Origin of the sequence: Aquipuribacter sp. SD81, assembly GCF_037153975.1 — a bacterium.
Lineage (GTDB): Bacteria > Actinomycetota > Actinomycetes > Actinomycetales > JBBAYJ01 > Aquipuribacter.
Genome location: NZ_JBBAYJ010000001.1, coordinates 206,690 through 224,781, shown reverse-complemented (window position 1 = coordinate 224,781; position 18,092 = coordinate 206,690). Strand labels below are relative to the sequence as shown.

Below are 18,092 nucleotides of genomic sequence, written 5' to 3'. Positions count from 1 at the left end.
GCGGCGGGGCTCGTTAGCGTCGACCCATGAGCACCGCCCTGTTCCTCATGAGCACGGAGGCGGACAGCGGCAAGTCCGCGCTCGCGCTCGCGCTGTTCGACGCCATGGCCCGCCGCGTCGCGAGGCCGGCCGTGTTCCGCCCGGTGACGCGGGAGGGCGGCGGTGACTTCCTCGTCGACCTGCTGCTGAGCCGGCTGCCCGAGGGCGCCCGCCCGGAGCCGCAGGCGTGCGTCGGGGTCACCTACGACGAGCACCACGCCGACCCGACCGCGACCCGGCCCCGCATCGTCGAGCGGTACCGGGCCCTGGCCCGCGACGCGGACGCGGTGCTCGTGGTCGGCAGCGACTTCACCGACGTGGGGGCGGCGAGCGAGCTCGCGACCAACATCGACCTCGCGCAGGACCTCTCGGCGCCGGTCGTGGCCGTCGTCACCGGCCGGGACCGCGACGGCTTCCGCAGCACGGCGGACGTGCGGGCGGCCGCGGAGCACGCGCTCGCCCAGCTCACGGCCCGCCACGTGCCGGTGGTCGGGGTGGTGGCGAACCGCTGCCGCCCCGACGACCTCGGCGCCGTCCGCCGCGACGTCGAGGGGCTGCTGGACGAGCAGGGCCTCGACGTGCGGGCCGCGGTCGTCCCCGAGCTGCCGCTGCTGGCCGCGCCGACGCTGCGGCAGATCGCCGACACGGTCGGCGCGCGCCTGGTGAGCGGCGACGACGCCGACCTCGACCGGGCCGCGGTCGACGTCATGGTCGCGGCCATGACGCTGCCGCACATGCTCGAGCACCTCGTCGACGCGGCCGTCGTCATCGTCCCGGGCGACCGGTCCGACGTCCTCGTCGGCACGCTCGCCGCCGCGCACGCCGACACCTTCCCCACCCCGGCGGGCCTCGTGCTGACCGGCGGGTTCGAGCCCGACCCCACGACCGCCCGTCTGCTCGAGGGGTTCTCGCCCTCGCCGCCCGTCGTCGTCGCCGACGGCACGACCTTCGCGGTCGCGACCGCCGCCGCGGGGCTGCGCGGCCGGATGCGGGCGCACTCCCACCGCAAGATCGACGCGGCGCTCCGGCTCGCGGACGAGCACGTGCCGGCCGAGGCGTGGCTGGACGCGCTCGCGCTCGCCCCGACCGACACCGTCACCCCCGTCATGTTCACCCACGACCTCTTCGAGCGGGCGAGGGCCGACCGGCGCCGCATCGTGCTGCCGGAGGGCACCGAGCCGCGCGTGCTGCGTGCGGCCGAGCGCGTGCTGCGCCGCGGCGTCGCCGACGTCGTCCTGCTCGGCGCGCCGGACGAGGTCGCCGCCGCGGCGGCCGCCGCGGGCGCGGACGTGCAGGGCGCCACCGTCGTCGACCCGGTCACCGACCCGCGGCGCGAGGAGTACGCCGAGACCTACGCCCGGCTGCGGGCCCACCGCGGCGTCACGCCCGAGCAGGCCCACGACACCGTCTCCGACGTGTCGTACTTCGGCACCCTCATGGTCCACGCGGGCGAGGCGGACGGCATGGTGTCGGGCGCCGTCCACACGACCGCCCACACCATCCGGCCCGCCTTCGAGGTCATCCGGACGCGTGACGGCGTCTCCGTGGTCTCGAGCGTGTTCTTCATGCTGCTGCCGGACCGGGTGCTCGTCTACGGCGACTGCGCGGTCGTGCCGAGCCCGACCGCAGAGCAGCTCGCCGACATCGCGGTGTCCTCCGCGGCCACCGCGGCCGCCTTCGGCGTCGAGCCGCGGGTCGCCATGCTGTCGTACTCCACCGGCACCTCCGGCAGCGGCGCCGACGTCGACCGGGTGCGCACCGCGACGGAGCTGGTCCGGGAGCGGCGGCCGGACCTGCTCGTCGAGGGCCCGCTGCAGTACGACGCCGCCGTGGACCCGTCGGTGGCCCGCACGAAGCTGCCGGACTCCTCCGTCGCCGGGCAGGCGACGGTGCTCGTGTTCCCCGACCTCAACACCGGCAACAACACGTACAAGGCCGTGCAGCGCTCGGCGGGTGCCACGGCGGTCGGTCCCGTGCTGCAGGGGCTCAACGCGCCCGTCAACGACCTGTCGCGCGGCGCGACCGTCGACGACATCGCGACGACGGTCGCGGTGACGGCGGTGCAGGCGCAGGAGGCCGACCGGGAGCGCCGGGACGCCGAGGGCGGCCGCACCGACGGCGGGAGGGACGGCTCGTGAGCGTCCTCGTGGTCAACGCCGGCTCCTCCTCGCTCAAGTACGCCGTGCTCGAGCCGTCCGGCGACCCCGCCGCGGCCGCCCGGCGCCTCGGCGGCGGGACCGTCGAGCGCATCGGCTCCGACGGCGCGCGGCTGCGCCACGACGGCCCGGGCGGGCGAGCGGTCGACGACGAGGCGGTCGACGCGCCCGACCACGCCGCGGCGCTGCGGGCGGCTGCCGACGCGCTCGCGGCGCACGGGCCCTCCCTCGACGACGTCACGGCCGTCGGCCACCGGGTGGTCCACGGCGGCGAGGACTTCTCCGGCCCGGTCGTCGTCGACGACCGGGTGCTGGCCCGCATCGCGGAGCTCGCGGTGCTCGCCCCGCTGCACAACCCCGTCAACGCGGCCGGCATCCGGGCGGCGCGGGAGCGCTTCGGCGACGTGCCCCACGTCGCGGTCTTCGACACCGCCTTCCACGCCGACCTGCCCGAGGTCGCCCGCACCTACGCCGTGCCGCGGGAGTGGCGCGAGGAGCACGGGGTGCGCCGCTACGGGTTCCACGGCACCTCGCACGCCTACGTGTCGCGCGCGGCCACGGCCTGGCTGCAGCGCGAACGCGGGACGGACCCGGGCGCGGCGCGCGTCGTCGTGCTCCACCTCGGCAACGGCGCGAGCGCGTGCGCGGTGCGCGGCGGGCGCAGCGTCGACACCTCGATGGGGCTCACGCCGCTGGCGGGGCTCGTCATGGGCTCGCGCAGCGGCGACGTCGACCCCGCGCTCGCCGGCCACCTGCGCCGCGTCGCCGGGCTCGACGCGGAGGCCGTCGAGGAGGCCCTCAACGGCGCCTCGGGGCTGAGGGGGCTGTGCGGCGACGGCGACGTGCGCGACGTCACCCGCCGCGCCGAGGCGGGCGAGCAGGACGCGGCCCTCGCCCTCGCGGTGTACGCCTACCGCGTCCGCGCCTACGTCGGCGCGTACGCGGTCGCGCTCGAGGGCCTCGACGCGCTCGCGTTCACCGCGGGCGTCGGGGAGAACTCCGCCCGCGTGCGGGCCGACGTCTGCGACGGCCTGGCGGTGCTCGGTGTCCAGGTCGACCCCGCACGCAACGCCGACGTCGCCGCGGGCCCGGGCGACGTCGTCCCCGTGCACCCCGGCGCCGCGGCCGGTCCGGCCGTCCTGGTCGTGCCGACGGACGAGGAGGGCGAGATCGCGCGGCAGGCGGTCGACCTGCTCACGGCCGGAGGAGATTGACCCGGCATACGCTTTCCAATTTGGAAACCATGTGTCAGGCTGTCGTCATGACGGACGACGAGACGATGGACGCCGGGACCGCCCGGGCCGCCCTGCTCCAGGCCGACGAGGCCACCTCCCGCACCACGCGCCTCGCGCGGTGGTGGGTGCTCTACCAGGCCGTCTTCGGGGTCGCCTTCGGCGCCCTCACCGTGCTGCTGGGGGCCGCCGAGGGACCCGGCGACATCGTCGCGCCGATGGTCGCCTTCGGCGTGCTGGTGGTCGCGATGGCGTGGCTGGCGGTCCGCCGCCCCGTCCAGGGCGGCTTCTCCCGCCGGGTGTTCCGCAACGGCTGGGTCGGCACGGGAGTGACGTACGGCGTCTCGCTGTGGGTGGGCATGTACTACGAGTGGCCGCTGTGGGGCTGGGCGCTGGCGGCGGTGGTGGTCGCGGCCCCGCTGCTCGTCTCCGCCGCCCTCACCGCCCGGGCGCTGCGGTGAGCGGCGGCGCGAGCAGCCCCCCCGGCACGGCGACGGCCGGACCGTCCGGCGGCCACCCCCGCCACGACCTCGACCCGCTGCTGCTGCACGGCGTGCGGTTCTCGGTCCTCGCCGTCGTCGTCTCGGCGGACAAGGTCGCCTTCGCCCACGTGCGGGACACCGTCGAGGTGAGCGACTCCGTGCTCAGCCGTCAGCTGACCGCGCTGGAGGAGGCCGGCTACCTCGAGGTCAGCAAGGTCGCCGAGGGTCGGCGGGCGCGGACGTGGCTCGCGCCCACCGCGCAGGGGCGGACCGCCTTCGCGCAGCACCGGCGCGCCCTCGAGCGGATCGCCACCGCCTGAGGGCGACCCGGCCCTGGGGGGCCGCGGTCCACCCTCACGCGCGGCCCCAGCGCTGCAGTGCAGTCCTGGTGGTCACCGACGCGGGTGGGCCGAGGCTGCTGCGCCTGGGCTCAGGCGCGCGCACCCTCCTTGTCGCGGACGTCGACGGTCCGCGTGCCCTCGCCCGCACCGTCGGCGTCGCCGTCGCGCCGGCGCCGCTCCCGCTCGATCGCCTCCTTGCGCGCGTCGGCGCTCTCCCGGCCGAGCCGGGTCGCCTCCTCCTCGTCACGCGTGAGGTTGTCGCCGGTCTCCGGGTCGAACAGGTGCATGCGCCGGGTGTCGAGCCACAGCGTCGCCCGCGACCCGTCGCGCACCTTGCTCTGCCCGTCGAGGGCGACGACGAGCTGGGTGCGCATGCCCTCGCCGTCGAGCTCGCGGTCGAGCTCGTCGAGCTTGCGGCGCACGTCGCCCTCCGCCTCGAAGGGCACGTAGGCGTAGAGCTGGTCGCCGAGCCACTCGGTGACGTCGACCTCGGCGTCGAAGGTGACGCCGTCGTCGGGCGTGTCGACGATGGAGGCGTCCTCGAAGTGCTCCGGCCGGATGCCCGCCACGACGACCTCGCGGCCGCCCGCCTGCTCGACCATCGCCTCCGGCAGCGGCACGTCACCGAAGGGCAGGTGGAGCGTCGACCCCTCGACCCTGCCCGGCACGAAGTTCATGGGCGGGCTGCCGATGAACCCGGCGACGAAGAGGTTGACGGGCTGCTCGTACAGCTCGCGCGGGCTCGCGATCTGCTGCATGACCCCGCGCCGCAGCACCGCGACCCGGTCGCCGAGGGTCATCGCCTCGGTCTGGTCGTGGGTGACGTACACCGTGGTCGTGCCGAGCCGGCGCTGCAGCCGCGCGATCTCCGTCCGCATCTGCCCGCGCAGCTTGGCGTCGAGGTTCGACAGCGGCTCGTCGAAGAGGAACGCGTTGGCCTCCCGCACGAGGGCCCGGCCCATGGCGACGCGCTGGCGCTGGCCGCCGGACAGGTTCGCCGGCTTGCGCTCGAGGTGCTCCTCGAGCTCGAGCAGCCCCGCCGCGTTGCGGACCGCCTCGTCGAGCTCCTTCTCCTTGACCTTGTGCTTGGACAGCCGGAGCGGGAAGGCGATGTTCTCGTACACCGTGAGGTGGGGGTACAGGGCGTAGTTCTGGAACACCATCGCGAGGCCGCGGTCGCGGGGGGCCTTCTCGTTGACGCGGGTGCCGTCGATGAGGAGGTCGCCGGAGGTGATGTCCTCCAGCCCGGCGATCATGCGGAGCAGGGTCGACTTCCCCGACCCGGACGGGCCGACGAGGATGACGAACTCGCCGTCCTCGATGTCGATGCTGACGTCGTCGACCGCCGCGAAGCCGTCGCCGTAGACCTTGACGATGTTGTGGAGCTCGATGGTGGCCACAGGAGCCTCCTTCTCTCGGGGCGGGCCTCAGCCCTTGACGGCGCCGGACGTGAGGCCGGACACGATCCGGCGCTGGAAGATGAGGACGAGGACGACCACGGGGACGGTGACGACGACCGCGGCCGCCGCGATGGCGCCCGTCGGCTCGGTGAACTGCGACTCGCCGGTGAAGAACGCGAGCGCGGCGGGCACCGGGCGCGCGCGCTCGGTCGAGGTGAGCGAGATGCCGAAGACGAAGTCGTTCCACGCGATGAAGAACGCGATGATCGCGGTGGTGAAGACGCCCGGCGCCGCGAGCGGCACGATCACCTTGCGGAACGCCTGCCACGTCGTCGCGCCGTCGACCTGGGCCGCCTGCTCGAGCTCCCACGGGATCTGCCGGAAGAACGCCGACAGCACCCAGATCGACAGCGGCAGCGTGAGCGCCATGTACGGGATGACGAGCCCCGGGATGGTGTCGTAGAGCCCCACGAGCCGCCACACGTTGAACAGCGGCGTCACGATGCTGATGACGGGGAAGATCGACACCCCGAGCGCCGCGCCGAGGATCACGCGCTTGCCGGGGAACTCCAGCCGGGCGATCGCGTACGCGCAGAACGTCGCGAGCACGACCGCGAGCAGCGTCGACAGCCCGGACACGACGACGGAGACGCCGAGCGCGGGCAGGAACAGGTCGCGGGCGTCGCCGAGCAGGATCTGCTCGTAGTTCGCGAGCGTCGCGTTCGTCGGCAGGAACTGCCGGTTCGACAGGTCGGCGGTCGGCTTGAGCGACAGCGACACGATCCACGCGACGGGGAACAGCGCGTAGACCACGACGACCGCGGCCGCCACGTACCAGAGCACCCGCTCGCGGGTGGAGATGCCGGGCATCAGCCGTCCCTCCCTGCCGCCAGGTCGACCTTGAAGGCCTTGACGAAGCCGACGGCGATGAGCACGACGGACAGGAACAGCAGGACCGAAACCGCGGAGCCGAGGCCGATCTCGACCCGGCTGATGGTCTGCCGGTAGGCCAGGATCGACAGCGACTCGGTGCCCTGGGCCCCGTTCGTCATGATGAAGATGTTGTCGAAGACGCGGAACGCGTCGAGGGCGCGGAACAGGACCGCGACCATGATCGACGCCTTCATGCTCGGCGCCGTCACGCGGCGGAACCTCTCCCACCACGTCGCGCCGTCGACCTTGGCCGCCTCCTGCATGTCCTCGGGTACCTGGGCGAGGCCCGCGAGGAGGAGCAGGGAGATGAACGGCGTGGTCTTCCAGATCTCGCTCGCGCAGATCACGGCGAGCGCCGTCCAGAAGTCGCCGAACCAGTCGAGCTGGCCGAGCCGGAACCACGTGTTGACGAACCCGGTGTCGTTGGCGAAGGCGAACTGCCACGCGAACGCGGAGACGACCGTGATGATCGCGTAGGGGATGAGGATGGCCGCGCGGACGACGCCGCGCAGGTTCGTCAGCACCTTGTGCATGACCATCGCGAGCGCGAAGCCGAGCACGAGCTCCACCACCACGGTGATGACCGTGATGAGCGACGTCACGCCGAAGGCCCGCCACCAGACGGGGTCGGTGAGGATGACGCCGTAGTTGCGCAGCCCGATGAACGCCCGGTTGTCCGGGTCGGTGAGCCGGTAGTCGAAGAGCGAGTCGTAGGTCGCCTGCAGGATCGGGTACAGCGTCACCGACAGCATGACGAGGAACGCCGGCCCCGCGAGCATCCAGCCCAGGCGCCGCTCGGCCTTGACCCGGTCGCTGGCCTGCGCCCGGGCCTGCTCGACCGCCTGTCTGGTCCGCTGCGACGACGGTCCCGGTGGACCGCCGCCCGCCTCGCCCTTCTGCTCGACGCGCAGGTCGCCGGTGGCGGCGTTCGTCGCCGCGGTCGCGCTGCTCACAGCAGGTCCTCCTTCGCCAGCACGCCCTGGATGAGCTCGGCCGCCTCCTGGGGCGTCCGCTCGGGGTCGATCTCGCCCGGCGGGTGGAAGACCCGCTGCAGCGACTGCGACACCTCGCCGTAGTAGGGGGTGAGCGGGCGGGGCCGCGCCTGCTCCATGGACTCCCGGATCGCGTCGGCGGCCGGGTACTGCTCCTGGATCTCCTCGTCGTCGTAGACCGAGCGGGTCGCCGCGGGTACGCCGTTGACCTGCCACAGCAGCTTCTGGCTCTCGGGGCTCACGAGGCACTGCAGCGCCTCGAGCGCGAGGTCGCCGTTCTCGCTGAAGGCGCCGACCCCGACCGCCCCGCCGCCGAAGGGCGGCGCGGACTCCTCGCCCTCGACCGTCTGCGGGTAGACCGTCCAGCCCAGGTCGTCGAGGAACTCCTGGTCCAGCGCGCCGCTCTCGACGGCGCCCGAGAAGGCCTCGTAGACGTACGGCCAGTTGACCATGAAGCCGCTCTGCTCCCGCTGGAACAGGGCGAGCGACTCCTCCTCCGTCGACGTCGACACGCTCGGGCCGACGACACCGGCGTCGACCGCCTGCCGGATGACGGCGGCGGCCTCGGCGGCCGCCTCGCCGTCGAGGCCGAGCTCCAGGTCCTCCGGCTCCGCCTCCGGGTTCTCCAGCACCTGCCCGCCCGCGCCCTCGATGAGGGCGTTGATCCAGACCGTGTACCCCTCGTAGCGGTTCGCCTGGACCGAGATCGTCGTGCCGGTCTCCTCCGCGGCGGCGATGACCTGGTCCCACGTGACGGGCCCGGCGTCCGGGTCGAGGCCGGCCTCCTCGGCGACCGACTCGCGGTACCAGAGCAGCTGGGTGTTGGTCCACATCGGCGCGGCGACGAGCTCGTCCTTCCACGTCGCGCTCTCGACCGCCGCGTCGAAGACGTCCTCGGTGAGGGTCTCGGCGAGGTCGTCGGGCAGGTCGGCGATGAAGCCCGCCTCGGAGAACTCGGGGACGAACGGCGGGTCGAGGCTCATGATGTCGATGGAGGAGTCCTCGGCCGCGAGCCGGCGGATCAGCTGCTCGCGCTGGGCGTCCGCGTCGCTCGGCAGGCTCGCCGTCTCGATGCGGTAGGCGCCCTCGCTGGCCTCGCTGCAGGCGGCGGCGACCTGCGCCTGGCCGCCGTTGTCGGGGATCGTGTACCACGTGAGCGCGGTGGACCCGCCGGCGTCCCCGCCGCCGCACGCGGCCACGAGTGCGAGCGGGAGCACGGCCGCGGCCACCACCGGGCCGCGGGCGGGAGGTCGTCGTCGCACCCTCCCCCGCGACGGTCGGGCTGGTTCCGGTCCTCGACGCACCATGTGCCGCCTCCTCCCCCACCGGCGCCGCGGCACCGGCGGCGACCGCGCCGTCGCGGTCGTCAGGTGGTCCGGAGCCGGGGGCACCCGGCTCCGGTGGTCCGACACCCTCCTCCCCCCCTCCCGGGGCCGCAAGTGGTGACGAACCGGGGCGAGCCGGGTGCGGCGCGCACCCCGCGCGCGGGGTCGGTGGCGGCCCGCCCGTCGGGGGCTAGGCTCCGCAGCGATGTCGACGACGCAGTCCTCCGAAGCAGCGGCCCGTCCCTTCACGACGGTCCTCATCGCCAACCGCGGCGAGATCGCGGTCCGGGTCGCGCGGGCCTGCGCCGACCACGGGCTCCGCTCCGTCGCGGTGTACGCCGAGCCCGACGCCGACGCCGTCCACGTGCGCGCCGCCGACGAGGCGTTCGCGCTCGGCGGGTCGACCCCCGCGGAGTCCTACCTCGACATCGCCAAGCTGCTCGACGTCGCGGCGCGGGCCGGTGCCGACGCCGTCCACCCCGGCTACGGGTTCCTGTCGGAGAACGCCGACTTCGCCCAGGCTGTCACCGACGCCGGCCTGGTGTGGATCGGGCCTCCGCCGCAGGCCATCCGCGACCTCGGCGACAAGGTGTCGGCCCGCCACATCGCCGCCCGCGCGGGCGCCCCGCTCGTCGCGGGCACGCCGGACCCGGTCGCCGACGCCGACGAGGTCGTCGCCTTCGCGCGCGAGCACGGCCTGCCCATCGCCATCAAGGCCGCCTTCGGCGGCGGCGGGCGCGGGCTCAAGGTCGCCCGGACCATCGAGGAGGTGCCGGAGCTCTTCGACTCCGCCACCCGCGAGGCCGTCGGCGCCTTCGGGCGCGGCGAGTGCTTCGTCGAGCGCTACCTCGACCGGCCGCGCCACGTGGAGACGCAGTGCCTCGCCGACACCCACGGCGGCGTCGTCGTCGTGTCGACGCGCGACTGCTCGCTGCAGCGCCGGCACCAGAAGCTCGTCGAGGAGGCGCCGGCGCCGTTCCTCACCGACGAGCAGGTCGAGCAGCTGTACGCCTCGAGCAAGGCGATCCTGCGCGAGGCCGGCTACGTCGGCGCGGGCACGTGCGAGTTCCTCGTCGGCCAGGACGGGACCATCAGCTTCCTCGAGGTCAACACCCGCCTGCAGGTCGAGCACTGCGTGTCCGAGGAGGTGACCGGGCTCGACCTGGTCCGGGAGCAGCTCCGCATCGCCATGGGTGAGCCGCTCGGCTACGACGACCCCGAGGTCCGCGGGCACTCGATCGAGTTCCGCGTCAACGGCGAGGACGCCGGCCGCGGCTTCCTGCCGCAGCCCGGACCGGTCCGCGTGTGGCAGCCGCCGAGCGGCCCCGGCGTGCGGCTGGACTCAGGCGTCGAGGCGGGCTCCGTGGTGGGCGGCGGCTTCGACTCCATGCTCGCCAAGCTCGTCGTCACCGGCGCGACCCGCCAGCAGGCGCTCGAGCGCTCGCGGCGCGCGCTCGCGGAGTTCGTCGTCGAGGGCCTGCCGACCGTGCTCCCGTTCCACCGCACCGTCGTCTCCGACCCCGCCTTCGCCCCCGACGACGCCGACGAGGCGTTCACCGTGCACACGCGCTGGATCGAGACCGAGTTCGACAACACGATCCCCGCGTGGACGCCTGACGCCGCCGAGTCCGGGCAGCCGGAGCCCGCGGAGCGGACCCGCGTCGTCGTCGAGGTCGACGGCCGGCGCGTCGAGGTCGTGCTGCCCGCGTCGCTGGCCGCTCCCACCGCCCCCGCGGCGGGCGCGGGCCTCGCCCGCGCCCCCCGGCGCAGCGGCCGCAGGGCCGCGGGCGGCGCCGCCGCGTCGGGCAACGCGCTCACGAGCCCGATGCAGGCGACCGTCGTCAAGGTCGTCGTCTCCGACGGCGACGAGGTCGCCGAGGGCGACCTCGTCGCGGTGCTGGAGGCCATGAAGATGGAGCAGCCGCTCAACGCCCACCGCGCGGGGACCGTCACGGGCCTCGCGGTCGAGGTCGGCGGCACCGTGACGGCGGGCGCCGTCGTCTGCGAGATCGAGTAGCGGCTCAGTCGAGGATCACGTCGCGGCCCTCGGCGCGCAGCCGCGCGAGGGAGTCGAGCATCCGCTGCAGCACCTCGGGCGGGTGCGCCGGCCAGTCGGGCACCTCCCGGAGCACCCGCAGCGGGTCGCGGCTGCGGTAGGACCCGGTCGGGTTCCCCGGGAACCGCTGGTCGGTGACGTTCGGGTCGTCCTCGAACGGACCGAGCGGCTCGACCTCGTACACGTGGCCGGGGTTCCCCGCCCCGGTGAGCGCGCTCGCGAGCTCCGCGCCCCACACCGCGGTCTCCAGCACCGACGCGAAGTACACGTGGTGCAGCACCCGGCCGGCCTGGAAGTTCGACACGAACCCGGCCGCGAGCTCGCTGCCGGGCGGGAGCACGGCGGCCGTGCCGTGGAAGAACGGTCCGCCCACGTGGTCGTGGTCGGCGAAGGTGACGGGACGCCGCACCGGCGCGGCCGCGGGCTCGCTCACAGCAGCGGCGCGGGGTGCAGCCGGCGCGCGGCCTCCGCGATCGAGCCGGACAGGCTCGGGTACACCGTGAAGGCGCGGGCCATGTCGTCGACCGTGAGCCGGTGCTCGACGGCGAGCGTGATGGGGAAGATGAGCTCGCTGGCCCGTGGCCCCACGACGACGCCGCCGATGACGGTGCCGGAGCCGGTCCGTGCGAAGAGCTTGACGAAGCCCTCGTCGACGCCCTGCATCTTGGCGCGCGGGTTGGTAGCGAGCGGGAGCATGACGCCGTCCCCCTGGGCCTCGCCGCTGTCGAGCTGGGCCTGCGTCCAGCCGACGGTCGCGATCTCCGGCGCGGTGAAGATGTTGCTGGCGACGGTCTTGAGCGAGAGCGGACGGACGGCGTCGCCGAGCAGGTGCCGCATGGCGATGCGGCCCTGCATGGCCGCGACGCTGGCGAGGGCGAGCACCCCCGTGCAGTCCCCCGCCGCGTACACCCCGGGCACGCTCGTGCGCGACACCCGGTCGGTGGCGACGTGGCCGCTGGGGCTCAGCTGGACGCCGGCCTCCTCCAGCCCGAGGCCCGCCGTGTTGGGGATCGAGCCGACGGCCATGAGGCAGTGGCTGCCCTCGACGCGGCTGCCGTCGGTGAGGGTGACGACCACCCCGTCGCCCTCCCGCCGGACGGTCTCCGCGCGCGAGCGCGACAGCACCCGCATGCCGCGGCGACGGAACGCGTCCTCCAGCACCGTCGCGGCGTCGGCGTCCTCCCCCGGCAGGACGCGGTCGCGGCTGGAGACGAGGGTCACCTGGCTGCCGAGCGCGAGGTAGGCGGAGGCGAACTCCGCGCCCGTCACGCCGGACCCCACGACGACGAGCCTCTCGGGGAGCACGTCGAGGTCGTACAGCTGGCGCCAGTCGAGGATGCGCTCCCCGTCCGGCATCGACGACTCCAGGCGGCGCGGCGTGGCGCCGGTCGACACGAGCACCGCGTCCGCGGGCAGCCGGTGGGCCCCGTCCGGCCCGTCCACGGCGACCTCCCCCGGCCCGAGCCGGCCGCGGCCGACGACGACGCGGACGCCGACCCCCTCCAGGGCGGTGCGGATGTCGGTGGACTGCGCGGCGGCCAGGCGCTTGACGCGGGCGTTGACCACGCCGATGTCGACGCCGACCGTCTCCCCGCGCTCGAGGGCGTCCGGGTAGCGCACGCCGAGGCGGGAGGAGCCGTCGACCTGCGTCATGACCTCGCTCGTGGCGATGAGGGTCTTGCTCGGCACGCAGTCGGTGAGGACGGCGGCGCCGCCGAGCCCGTCCTCGTCGACGACGGTGACGTCGGCGCCGAGCTGGGCGGCGACGAGGGCGGCCTCGTAGCCGCCGGGGCCGCCGCCGACGACGACGACGCGCTGCTGGGGCCGGGTGGGAACCTCGCTCACGACCTCCAGTCTGTCAGCCGGCCCCGACAGGGCCACCCGCCACTACGCTCCCCGCCATGCTCTACGCCGCCTACGCGGGGAACCTCGACCCGGACCGGATGGCCGAGCGCGCCCCGCGCTCGCCCGCCCGCGGGTCGGGCTGGCTCGCCGGGTGGCGGCTGACGTTCGGCGGGGAGGAGCACGGCTGGGACGGCTCGCTCCCCACGGTCGTGCCGTGCCCGGAGCGTCCGGACAGCGCCGTCTACGTGCTCCTCTACGAGGTCGCGCGCGAGGACGAGCACCTGCTCGACGAGTGGGAGGGCGCCTCGACGGGCCTGTTCCGTCGCCTGACCGTGCGCGTCGACACCCTCGACGGCAGCGTGCCCGCGTTCCTCTACGTGCTCGACGCCTACGAGGGCGGCCTGCCGTCGGCGATGACGCTCGGCGTGGTGGCCGACGCCGCGGAGGCGGGCGGCGCGCCCGCGGACTACGTCGCGGAGCTGCGCTCGAGGCCCTGCCGCTCGCTCGGCTGAGCCGGCCCCGTGCCGCGCCCGCCGGCGGCCCACGGGGCCGACCGGACGAGCAGCACGACGACCAGCGACAGCCCCCACGTGCCGGCGGCGAGCAGGGCCGTGGCCGTGGTGCCCCAGCGGGCCCCCGCCCCCAGCGCCCACGGCGCGAGCACGACCGCGAGCACGGCGGACGTCGCGAGGTAGGCGGCGAGGCTGTGGCGGCCGAGCCGCTCGAGCGCCTCGAGCGCGCCAGGCCCCCGACCCGCGCGGAGCTCCCGGGGCGCCCGCGGCACGAGCAGCGCGAGCAGCGCGACGAGCCCGACGGCGCCGGCCGGCCCGCTCACCGACGACGCGACCCCGGCCAGCGCGCTCGTGGCGAGGTCCGGTGCGCCCGGCCCCGCGACCACGCGCGCGTACGGCACGGCGCCCGCGAGCCCGACCGCGAGCCCGACCACCGCGAGCCCGACGAGCCCGCGTCGGTGCGCCTCGGGACGCTGCAGCCACCCGCCGCGCACGAGCGCGACGCCGGCGACCACGCCGACGAGCGGGCCGGCCTGGGCGAGCGGCAGCAGCACGAGCCCGAGCAGCCACGTGCCCGTCCGGTCCACGACCGACAGCACGTAGTCGGCGGGCGGGTCGGGGAAGCCGGCGCTGCCGCCGACGCCGTCGGCGGCCCCGTGCAGCACGAGCGCGGGCAGCACGGCGACGCACGCGACCACCCACCACCGGCGTCGGGCCCGGACCAGCGGCAGCCCGAGCACGAGGAGGACCGCGAGCACCCCCAGCACGTCGGCCTCGAGCACGAGCGTGGCGTGGAGCAGGCCGAGACCGAGCAGGACCGCGGCGCGGCGCAGCACGACGGGCGTCGCGCGGGCCCCGTCCCGCTGCACCCGGAGCGCGAGCGCGGCCCCGAGCACGACCGCGAACAGCGGCAGCACCCGGTTGTCGACGAGCAGGGCCGTCACGAGGTCGGTGAGGCGGTCGACGTCGCCCCGCTCCGCCGGGCGGTAGCCGGGGCCGAGCCGGCGCGCGTCGAGCCAGAGCGTCGCGGTGCCGACGGCCGCGCCGAGCAGCCCCACGCCGCGGGCGACGTCGAGCGCCCGGACGCGGCGCGGCTCGGGCACGGCGGCGACCACGCCCCCCATGCTGACGGCTGCGCGCCGCCGGCGCGACGCGCCCCCCGCCCGCCGGCCCCCTGGCTCGTCGGCGCGCTGGCCCGTCGGCGCGCTGCCCCGGTGACGGCTTCCCAATACCCTCCGAGCGTGACGCACGACGACGCGACCGCCGCCCCCTCCTCCGCCTCCCCGCCCGGGAACGTCGCCGGTGCGCCCGGGACCGACGCGCCCGGGTGGCAGCGAGCGGCCGCGGACGCCGCGGCGGCGGTACGCGCCGCGGCGGGCCTGGACGCCGGCACCGCGCTCGACACCGCGGTCGTCCTCGGTTCCGGCTGGGGTCAGGCGGCGGACCTGCTCGGCGAGGTCGTCGCCGACGTCGCCGCCGGCGACGTGCCGGGCTTCCGCGCCTCCGCCGTCGCAGGGCACCACGGCCGGCTGCGTGTGGTGCGGACCGGCTCGGGCCGCCTCGTGCTGCTCGTCGCCGCGCGCACCCACCTGTACGAGGGCCACGGCACCGACGCCGTCGCCCACGGCGTCCGCACGGCCGCGGCCCTGGGGGTGCGCCACGTGGTCCTCACCAACGGCTGCGGCTCGCTCGTGGCGGACTGGACGCCGGGCACCGCCGTGCTGCTGCGGGACCACCTCAACCTCACGGGCGCCACCCCCCTGCGCGGCGCGACCTTCGTCGACCTCACCGACGCGTACTCCCCGCGGCTGCGCGCGCTCGCGCACGAGGTCGACCCGGACCTGCCCGAGGGCGTGTACGCCCAACTGCACGGACCGCAGTACGAGACCCCCGCCGAGGTGGCGATGGTCGGCGTGCTCGGTGGGCAGCTGGTCGGCATGTCGACGGCGCTGGAGACCGTCGCGGCCCGCGCGCTCGGCCTGGAGGTGCTCGGCCTGTCGCTGGTCACCAACCTGGCCGCCGGCACCACGGGTGAGGCCCTCGACCACTCCGAGGTCCTGCAGGCCGGCCGGGAGGCCGCCGAGCGCTGCGGGCGGCTGCTCGCGGCGGTCGTCGACCGGGTCGCCGCGGCGTGAGCCCAGAGGAGCGGCTGCGGGCCGCTGCGCTGGCCTGGGCCGATGGCGACGTCGAGCCCGCCGACGCGGTCGCGCTCCGCGACCTCGTGGCCCGCGCCGAGGCCGAGCGCGAGGCCGGTGCGGCGGGCGAGGCGACCGCGGAGCTGCGCGACAGCGTCGGCAGCGCGCTCGCCTTCGGCACCGCGGGGCTCCGCGGGCGGATGGGACCGGGGCCCAACCGCATGAACCGCTCGGTCGTCGTACGGGCCGCGGCGGGCCTCGCGACGTGGCTGCGGGCGCACCCCGCCCTGGCCGGCGCCGCCCCGCACGTGGTCGTCGGGCACGACGCGCGCCACGGCTCCGCCCGCTTCGCCGCCGACACGGTCGCCGTCCTCGTCGCCGCCGGCTGCGACGCCGTGCTCCTCGACCGGCCCGCGCCGACGCCCGTCGTCGCCCACGCCGTGCGGCGCCTCGGCGCCGACGCGGGCGTCGTGGTGACGGCGAGCCACAACCCGAAGGACGACAACGGCTACAAGGTGTACCTCGGCGGTCGCGTCGCCCCCGACCCTGCTGCTGGGGTGCAGATCGTGCCGCCGGTCGACGCCGAGATCGCCGCCGCGATCGCCGCGGCCCCGCCCGCGGCCGCCGTCCCCCGCGCCGAGGCCGGCTGGGACGTCGCGGGCGAGGACCTCCTCACGCAGTACGCCGCCGCCGTCGCGGCCCTCGCGCCCCCCGGCCCGCGCGACGTGCGGCTCGTCACCACCGCCATGCACGGGGTGGGCGACGCGCTGCTGCGCGACGTGCTCGACCGCGCCGGCTTCACCGACGTGACGCCGGTGGCCGAGCAGGCCGACGCCGACCCGGACTTCCCCACCGTGCCGTTCCCCAACCCGGAGGAGGCGGGCGCCCTCGACCTCGCGCTCGCCCTCGCCGCCCGGACCGGCGCCGACGCCGTCCTCGCCAACGACCCGGACGCCGACCGCTGCAGCGTGGCGGTGCCGGACCCCGCCCGCGGCGCCTCCGACGACCCGGCCGCCTGGCGGCAGCTGAGCGGCGACGAGGTGGGCGCCCTCCTCGTCGCGCACGTGCTGCGCCGCACGCCCGCGCCCGCACCGGTCGACGACGGGGAGCCCGCGACCGTCGCTGCCTCGCTCGTGTCGTCCTCGCTCGTGCACCGCGTCGCGGCGGCCGCGGGCGTGCGCTCGGTCGCGACGCTCACCGGCTTCAAGTGGATCGCCCGGGTGCCCGGCCTCGTGGCCGGCTACGAGGAGGCGCTCGGCTACTGCGTCGCGCCCGCGCTCGTCCGCGACAAGGACGGGATCAGCGCCGCGCTCCTGGTCGCCGAGCTGCTCGCTGCGGCCCGGGCGGCCGGCCGGTCGCTGCTCGACGAGCTCGACGACCTGCACCGGCGGCACGGCGTGCACCTCACGACACCGGTCACCCTGCGCCTCGCGGACCTGTCCGTGGTGCCGACGGTGCTCGAGCGGCTGCTCGGCGACCCGCCCGGCGACCTCGCCGGTCGCTCGCCGGTCCGGGTCGAGGACCTGTCGACCGGGGTCGACGGCCTGCCGCCGACCGCGGGCGTGCGGCTGGTCGCCGACGGCGCGCGGGTGGTCGTGCGGCCGTCGGGCACCGAGCCGAAGCTCAAGGCGTACCTCGAGACCACCGAGCCGGTCGCGGCCGACGGGATCGACGGGACCGACGGGACCGACGGGACCGACGGGACCGACGGGACCGACGGGGCCCACGCGCTGGCCTCGGCCCGCACGACCGCGCAGGAGCGCCTCGACCGTCTCGCCCGCCAGGTCCGGGAGCTACTCACCGTCTGAGCGTCCGGCCGTCGACGTCCCGCGTCGCTCAGGGCAGGAGGAGGGCGAGCAGCAGCAGGGCGAGCGACACGGCGGTCGGCACGAGGCTCGACGGGCACCAGGCGGTGCGGGTCTCGCCGGTCCCGGTGGCCCGCTCGGCCGTGGGCGCGGTGCGCCAGCGCTCCCAGCGGGACTCCACGAGGACGGCCGCCTCGCCGGCGCTCGAGCCGGGGGCGCGGCTGCCCTCGATCCCCTCCGCGCCGCGCGCGGCCCACGGGGCCTCCCGCCGCTGCACGGCCCGGAACCGCCGACCAGACGCGGGGGCCGCCCACGCCGTCCAGCGCCGCCCGCCCGCCTCCAGCGTCAGCGCCCACCGGGTGTCGAGGTCGGTCAGCGTCGACCACGGCAGGTGGACGCGGCGCCACACGTTGACGAGCTCGACGCCCGTCACGTCGGCGCGCACGGCCGGGTGCCAGAACAGCGCGTGGACCAGCGCGCACGAGAGGCCGAGCAGGGCGACGCCCGCGAGCGCGCCCGGCAGCTCCCCCGGCAGGTCGCTGTTGAGCAGCAGGTCCGCGGCGAGCACCGCGGCGAGCACCCACCACGCGACGGCGAGCACCCGCACCCCACCCGGCCGGAACTCCCCCGGCACCGCGAGCGGGTCCCCACCGGGTCCCCCGGGACGCCCGTCGGGACCGTCACCGGGACCGTCACCGGGGCCGTCGGCGGGGGTCCCCGACGGGGGTCGGGGGAAGGTGGGCGGCACGCGCACATCCTGCCCGGCGTTACGCTCGCACCCGTGACCGACCTCGCCGCCACGGGCCCCGCGACCGCCCGCGACCGCGGAGCCGACGGGC

The 18,092-nt window shown here is 75.9% G+C and carries 16 protein-coding genes; 8 read left to right on the top strand and 8 right to left on the bottom strand.

Annotated elements, in window-relative coordinates; translation table 11 throughout:
• Nucleotides 1–26: 26 nt before the first annotated feature.
• Genes pta through WAA21_RS01075 form a run of 4 tightly spaced genes read left to right on the top strand, consistent with a single transcriptional unit; the run spans nucleotide 27 to nucleotide 4,229 of the window.
• Nucleotides 27–2,177: a phosphate acetyltransferase gene (gene pta, locus WAA21_RS01090; protein WP_336920875.1), complete on the top strand. Its 2,151-nt coding sequence runs from the start codon at nucleotides 27–29 to the stop codon at nucleotides 2,175–2,177.
• A complete protein-coding gene (locus tag WAA21_RS01085) occupies nucleotides 2,174–3,409 on the top strand; it encodes an acetate/propionate family kinase (protein WP_336920874.1) in 1,236 nt (411 codons plus the stop codon). Before pta ends, WAA21_RS01085 begins: the two co-directional genes overlap by 4 nt.
• Nucleotides 3,410–3,456: 47 nt before the next feature.
• A complete protein-coding gene (locus WAA21_RS01080) occupies nucleotides 3,457–3,888 on the top strand; it encodes a hypothetical protein (RefSeq protein ID WP_336920873.1) in 432 nt (143 codons plus the stop codon).
• Nucleotides 3,885–4,229 (top strand): winged helix-turn-helix domain-containing protein, encoded by a 345-nt coding sequence (locus WAA21_RS01075; protein WP_336920872.1) that lies wholly within the window; start codon nucleotides 3,885–3,887, stop codon nucleotides 4,227–4,229. The genes WAA21_RS01080 and WAA21_RS01075 overlap by 4 nt, the downstream gene beginning before the upstream one ends.
• A gap of 110 nt (nucleotides 4,230–4,339) precedes the next feature.
• On the opposite strand, the gene WAA21_RS01070 is transcribed toward WAA21_RS01075, so the two are convergent.
• From WAA21_RS01070 to WAA21_RS01055, 4 genes are read right to left on the bottom strand one after another with little or no spacing between them, the layout of a single operon-like run.
• A complete protein-coding gene (locus WAA21_RS01070; RefSeq protein WP_336920871.1) occupies nucleotides 4,340–5,650 on the bottom strand; it encodes an ABC transporter ATP-binding protein in 1,311 nt (436 codons plus the stop codon).
• Nucleotides 5,651–5,677: 27 nt separating this feature from the next.
• Nucleotides 5,678–6,520: a carbohydrate ABC transporter permease gene (locus WAA21_RS01065; protein WP_336920870.1), complete on the bottom strand. Its 843-nt coding sequence runs from the start codon at nucleotides 6,518–6,520 to the stop codon at nucleotides 5,678–5,680.
• Nucleotides 6,520–7,494: a carbohydrate ABC transporter permease gene (locus tag WAA21_RS01060; RefSeq protein ID WP_442893206.1), complete on the bottom strand. Its 975-nt coding sequence runs from the start codon at nucleotides 7,492–7,494 to the stop codon at nucleotides 6,520–6,522. Before WAA21_RS01060 ends, WAA21_RS01065 begins: the two co-directional genes overlap by 1 nt.
• 38 nt (nucleotides 7,495–7,532) lie before the next feature.
• Entirely contained in the window at nucleotides 7,533–8,792 is a 1,260-nt protein-coding gene (locus tag WAA21_RS01055) for an extracellular solute-binding protein (RefSeq protein ID WP_336920868.1), read from the bottom strand.
• Nucleotides 8,793–9,105: 313 nt separating this feature from the next.
• Between WAA21_RS01055 and WAA21_RS01050 the strand changes: the two genes are divergently transcribed.
• A complete protein-coding gene (locus WAA21_RS01050; RefSeq protein ID WP_336920867.1) occupies nucleotides 9,106–10,917 on the top strand; it encodes an acetyl/propionyl/methylcrotonyl-CoA carboxylase subunit alpha in 1,812 nt (603 codons plus the stop codon).
• A 4-nt stretch (nucleotides 10,918–10,921) separates the two neighbouring features.
• On the opposite strand, the gene arr is transcribed toward WAA21_RS01050, so the two are convergent.
• Both arr and WAA21_RS01040 read right to left on the bottom strand, forming a co-directional pair.
• Nucleotides 10,922–11,365 carry an NAD(+)--rifampin ADP-ribosyltransferase gene (gene arr / locus WAA21_RS01045; protein ID WP_336920915.1) on the bottom strand — a complete coding sequence of 148 codons (444 nt, stop codon included), beginning with the start codon at nucleotides 11,363–11,365 and terminating at the stop codon, nucleotides 10,922–10,924.
• Between the two features lie 20 nt (nucleotides 11,366–11,385).
• On the bottom strand, nucleotides 11,386–12,801 hold the full coding sequence (locus tag WAA21_RS01040; RefSeq protein WP_336920866.1) for an NAD(P)H-quinone dehydrogenase: 1,416 nt from the start codon (nucleotides 12,799–12,801) through the stop codon (nucleotides 11,386–11,388).
• Between the two features lie 56 nt (nucleotides 12,802–12,857).
• On the opposite strand from WAA21_RS01040, the gene WAA21_RS01035 reads away from it, so the two are divergent.
• Complete coding sequence (locus tag WAA21_RS01035) at nucleotides 12,858–13,313, top strand: gamma-glutamylcyclotransferase (protein WP_336920865.1); 456 nt, start codon at nucleotides 12,858–12,860, stop codon at nucleotides 13,311–13,313.
• Here WAA21_RS01035 and WAA21_RS01030 read toward each other — a convergent pair.
• Nucleotides 13,268–14,428: a DUF418 domain-containing protein gene (locus WAA21_RS01030; RefSeq protein WP_336920864.1), complete on the bottom strand. Its 1,161-nt coding sequence runs from the start codon at nucleotides 14,426–14,428 to the stop codon at nucleotides 13,268–13,270. The genes WAA21_RS01035 and WAA21_RS01030 overlap by 46 nt on opposite strands.
• A 126-nt stretch (nucleotides 14,429–14,554) precedes the next feature.
• Here WAA21_RS01030 and WAA21_RS01025 point away from each other — a divergent pair, with 126 nt between their 5' ends.
• Entirely contained in the window at nucleotides 14,555–15,448 is an 894-nt protein-coding gene (locus tag WAA21_RS01025; RefSeq protein WP_336920863.1) for a purine-nucleoside phosphorylase, read from the top strand.
• On the top strand, nucleotides 15,445–17,256 hold the full coding sequence (locus WAA21_RS01020) for a phospho-sugar mutase (protein WP_336920862.1): 1,812 nt from the start codon (nucleotides 15,445–15,447) through the stop codon (nucleotides 17,254–17,256). The genes WAA21_RS01025 and WAA21_RS01020 overlap by 4 nt, the downstream gene beginning before the upstream one ends.
• 28 nt (nucleotides 17,257–17,284) lie before the next feature.
• Here the strand turns inward: WAA21_RS01020 and WAA21_RS01015 are convergent, their stop codons facing one another.
• The gene (locus WAA21_RS01015) at nucleotides 17,285–18,001 is read right to left on the bottom strand and encodes a PH domain-containing protein (RefSeq protein WP_336920861.1); all 717 of its coding nucleotides are present in this window, start codon (nucleotides 17,999–18,001) and stop codon (nucleotides 17,285–17,287) included.
• Nucleotides 18,002–18,092 lie beyond the last annotated feature (91 nt).

Coding starts and splice junctions, on each gene's coding strand:
- pta (WP_336920875.1), top strand. CDS start 27: ATGAGCACCGCCCTGTTCCTCATGAGCACGGAGGCGGACAGCGGCAAG.
- WAA21_RS01080 (WP_336920873.1), top strand. CDS start 3,457: ATGACGGACGACGAGACGATGGACGCCGGGACCGCCCGGGCCGCCCTG.
- WAA21_RS01065 (WP_336920870.1), bottom strand. CDS start 6,520: ATGCCCGGCATCTCCACCCGCGAGCGGGTGCTCTGGTACGTGGCGGCC.
- WAA21_RS01050 (WP_336920867.1), top strand. CDS start 9,106: ATGTCGACGACGCAGTCCTCCGAAGCAGCGGCCCGTCCCTTCACGACG.
- WAA21_RS01035 (WP_336920865.1), top strand. CDS start 12,858: ATGCTCTACGCCGCCTACGCGGGGAACCTCGACCCGGACCGGATGGCC.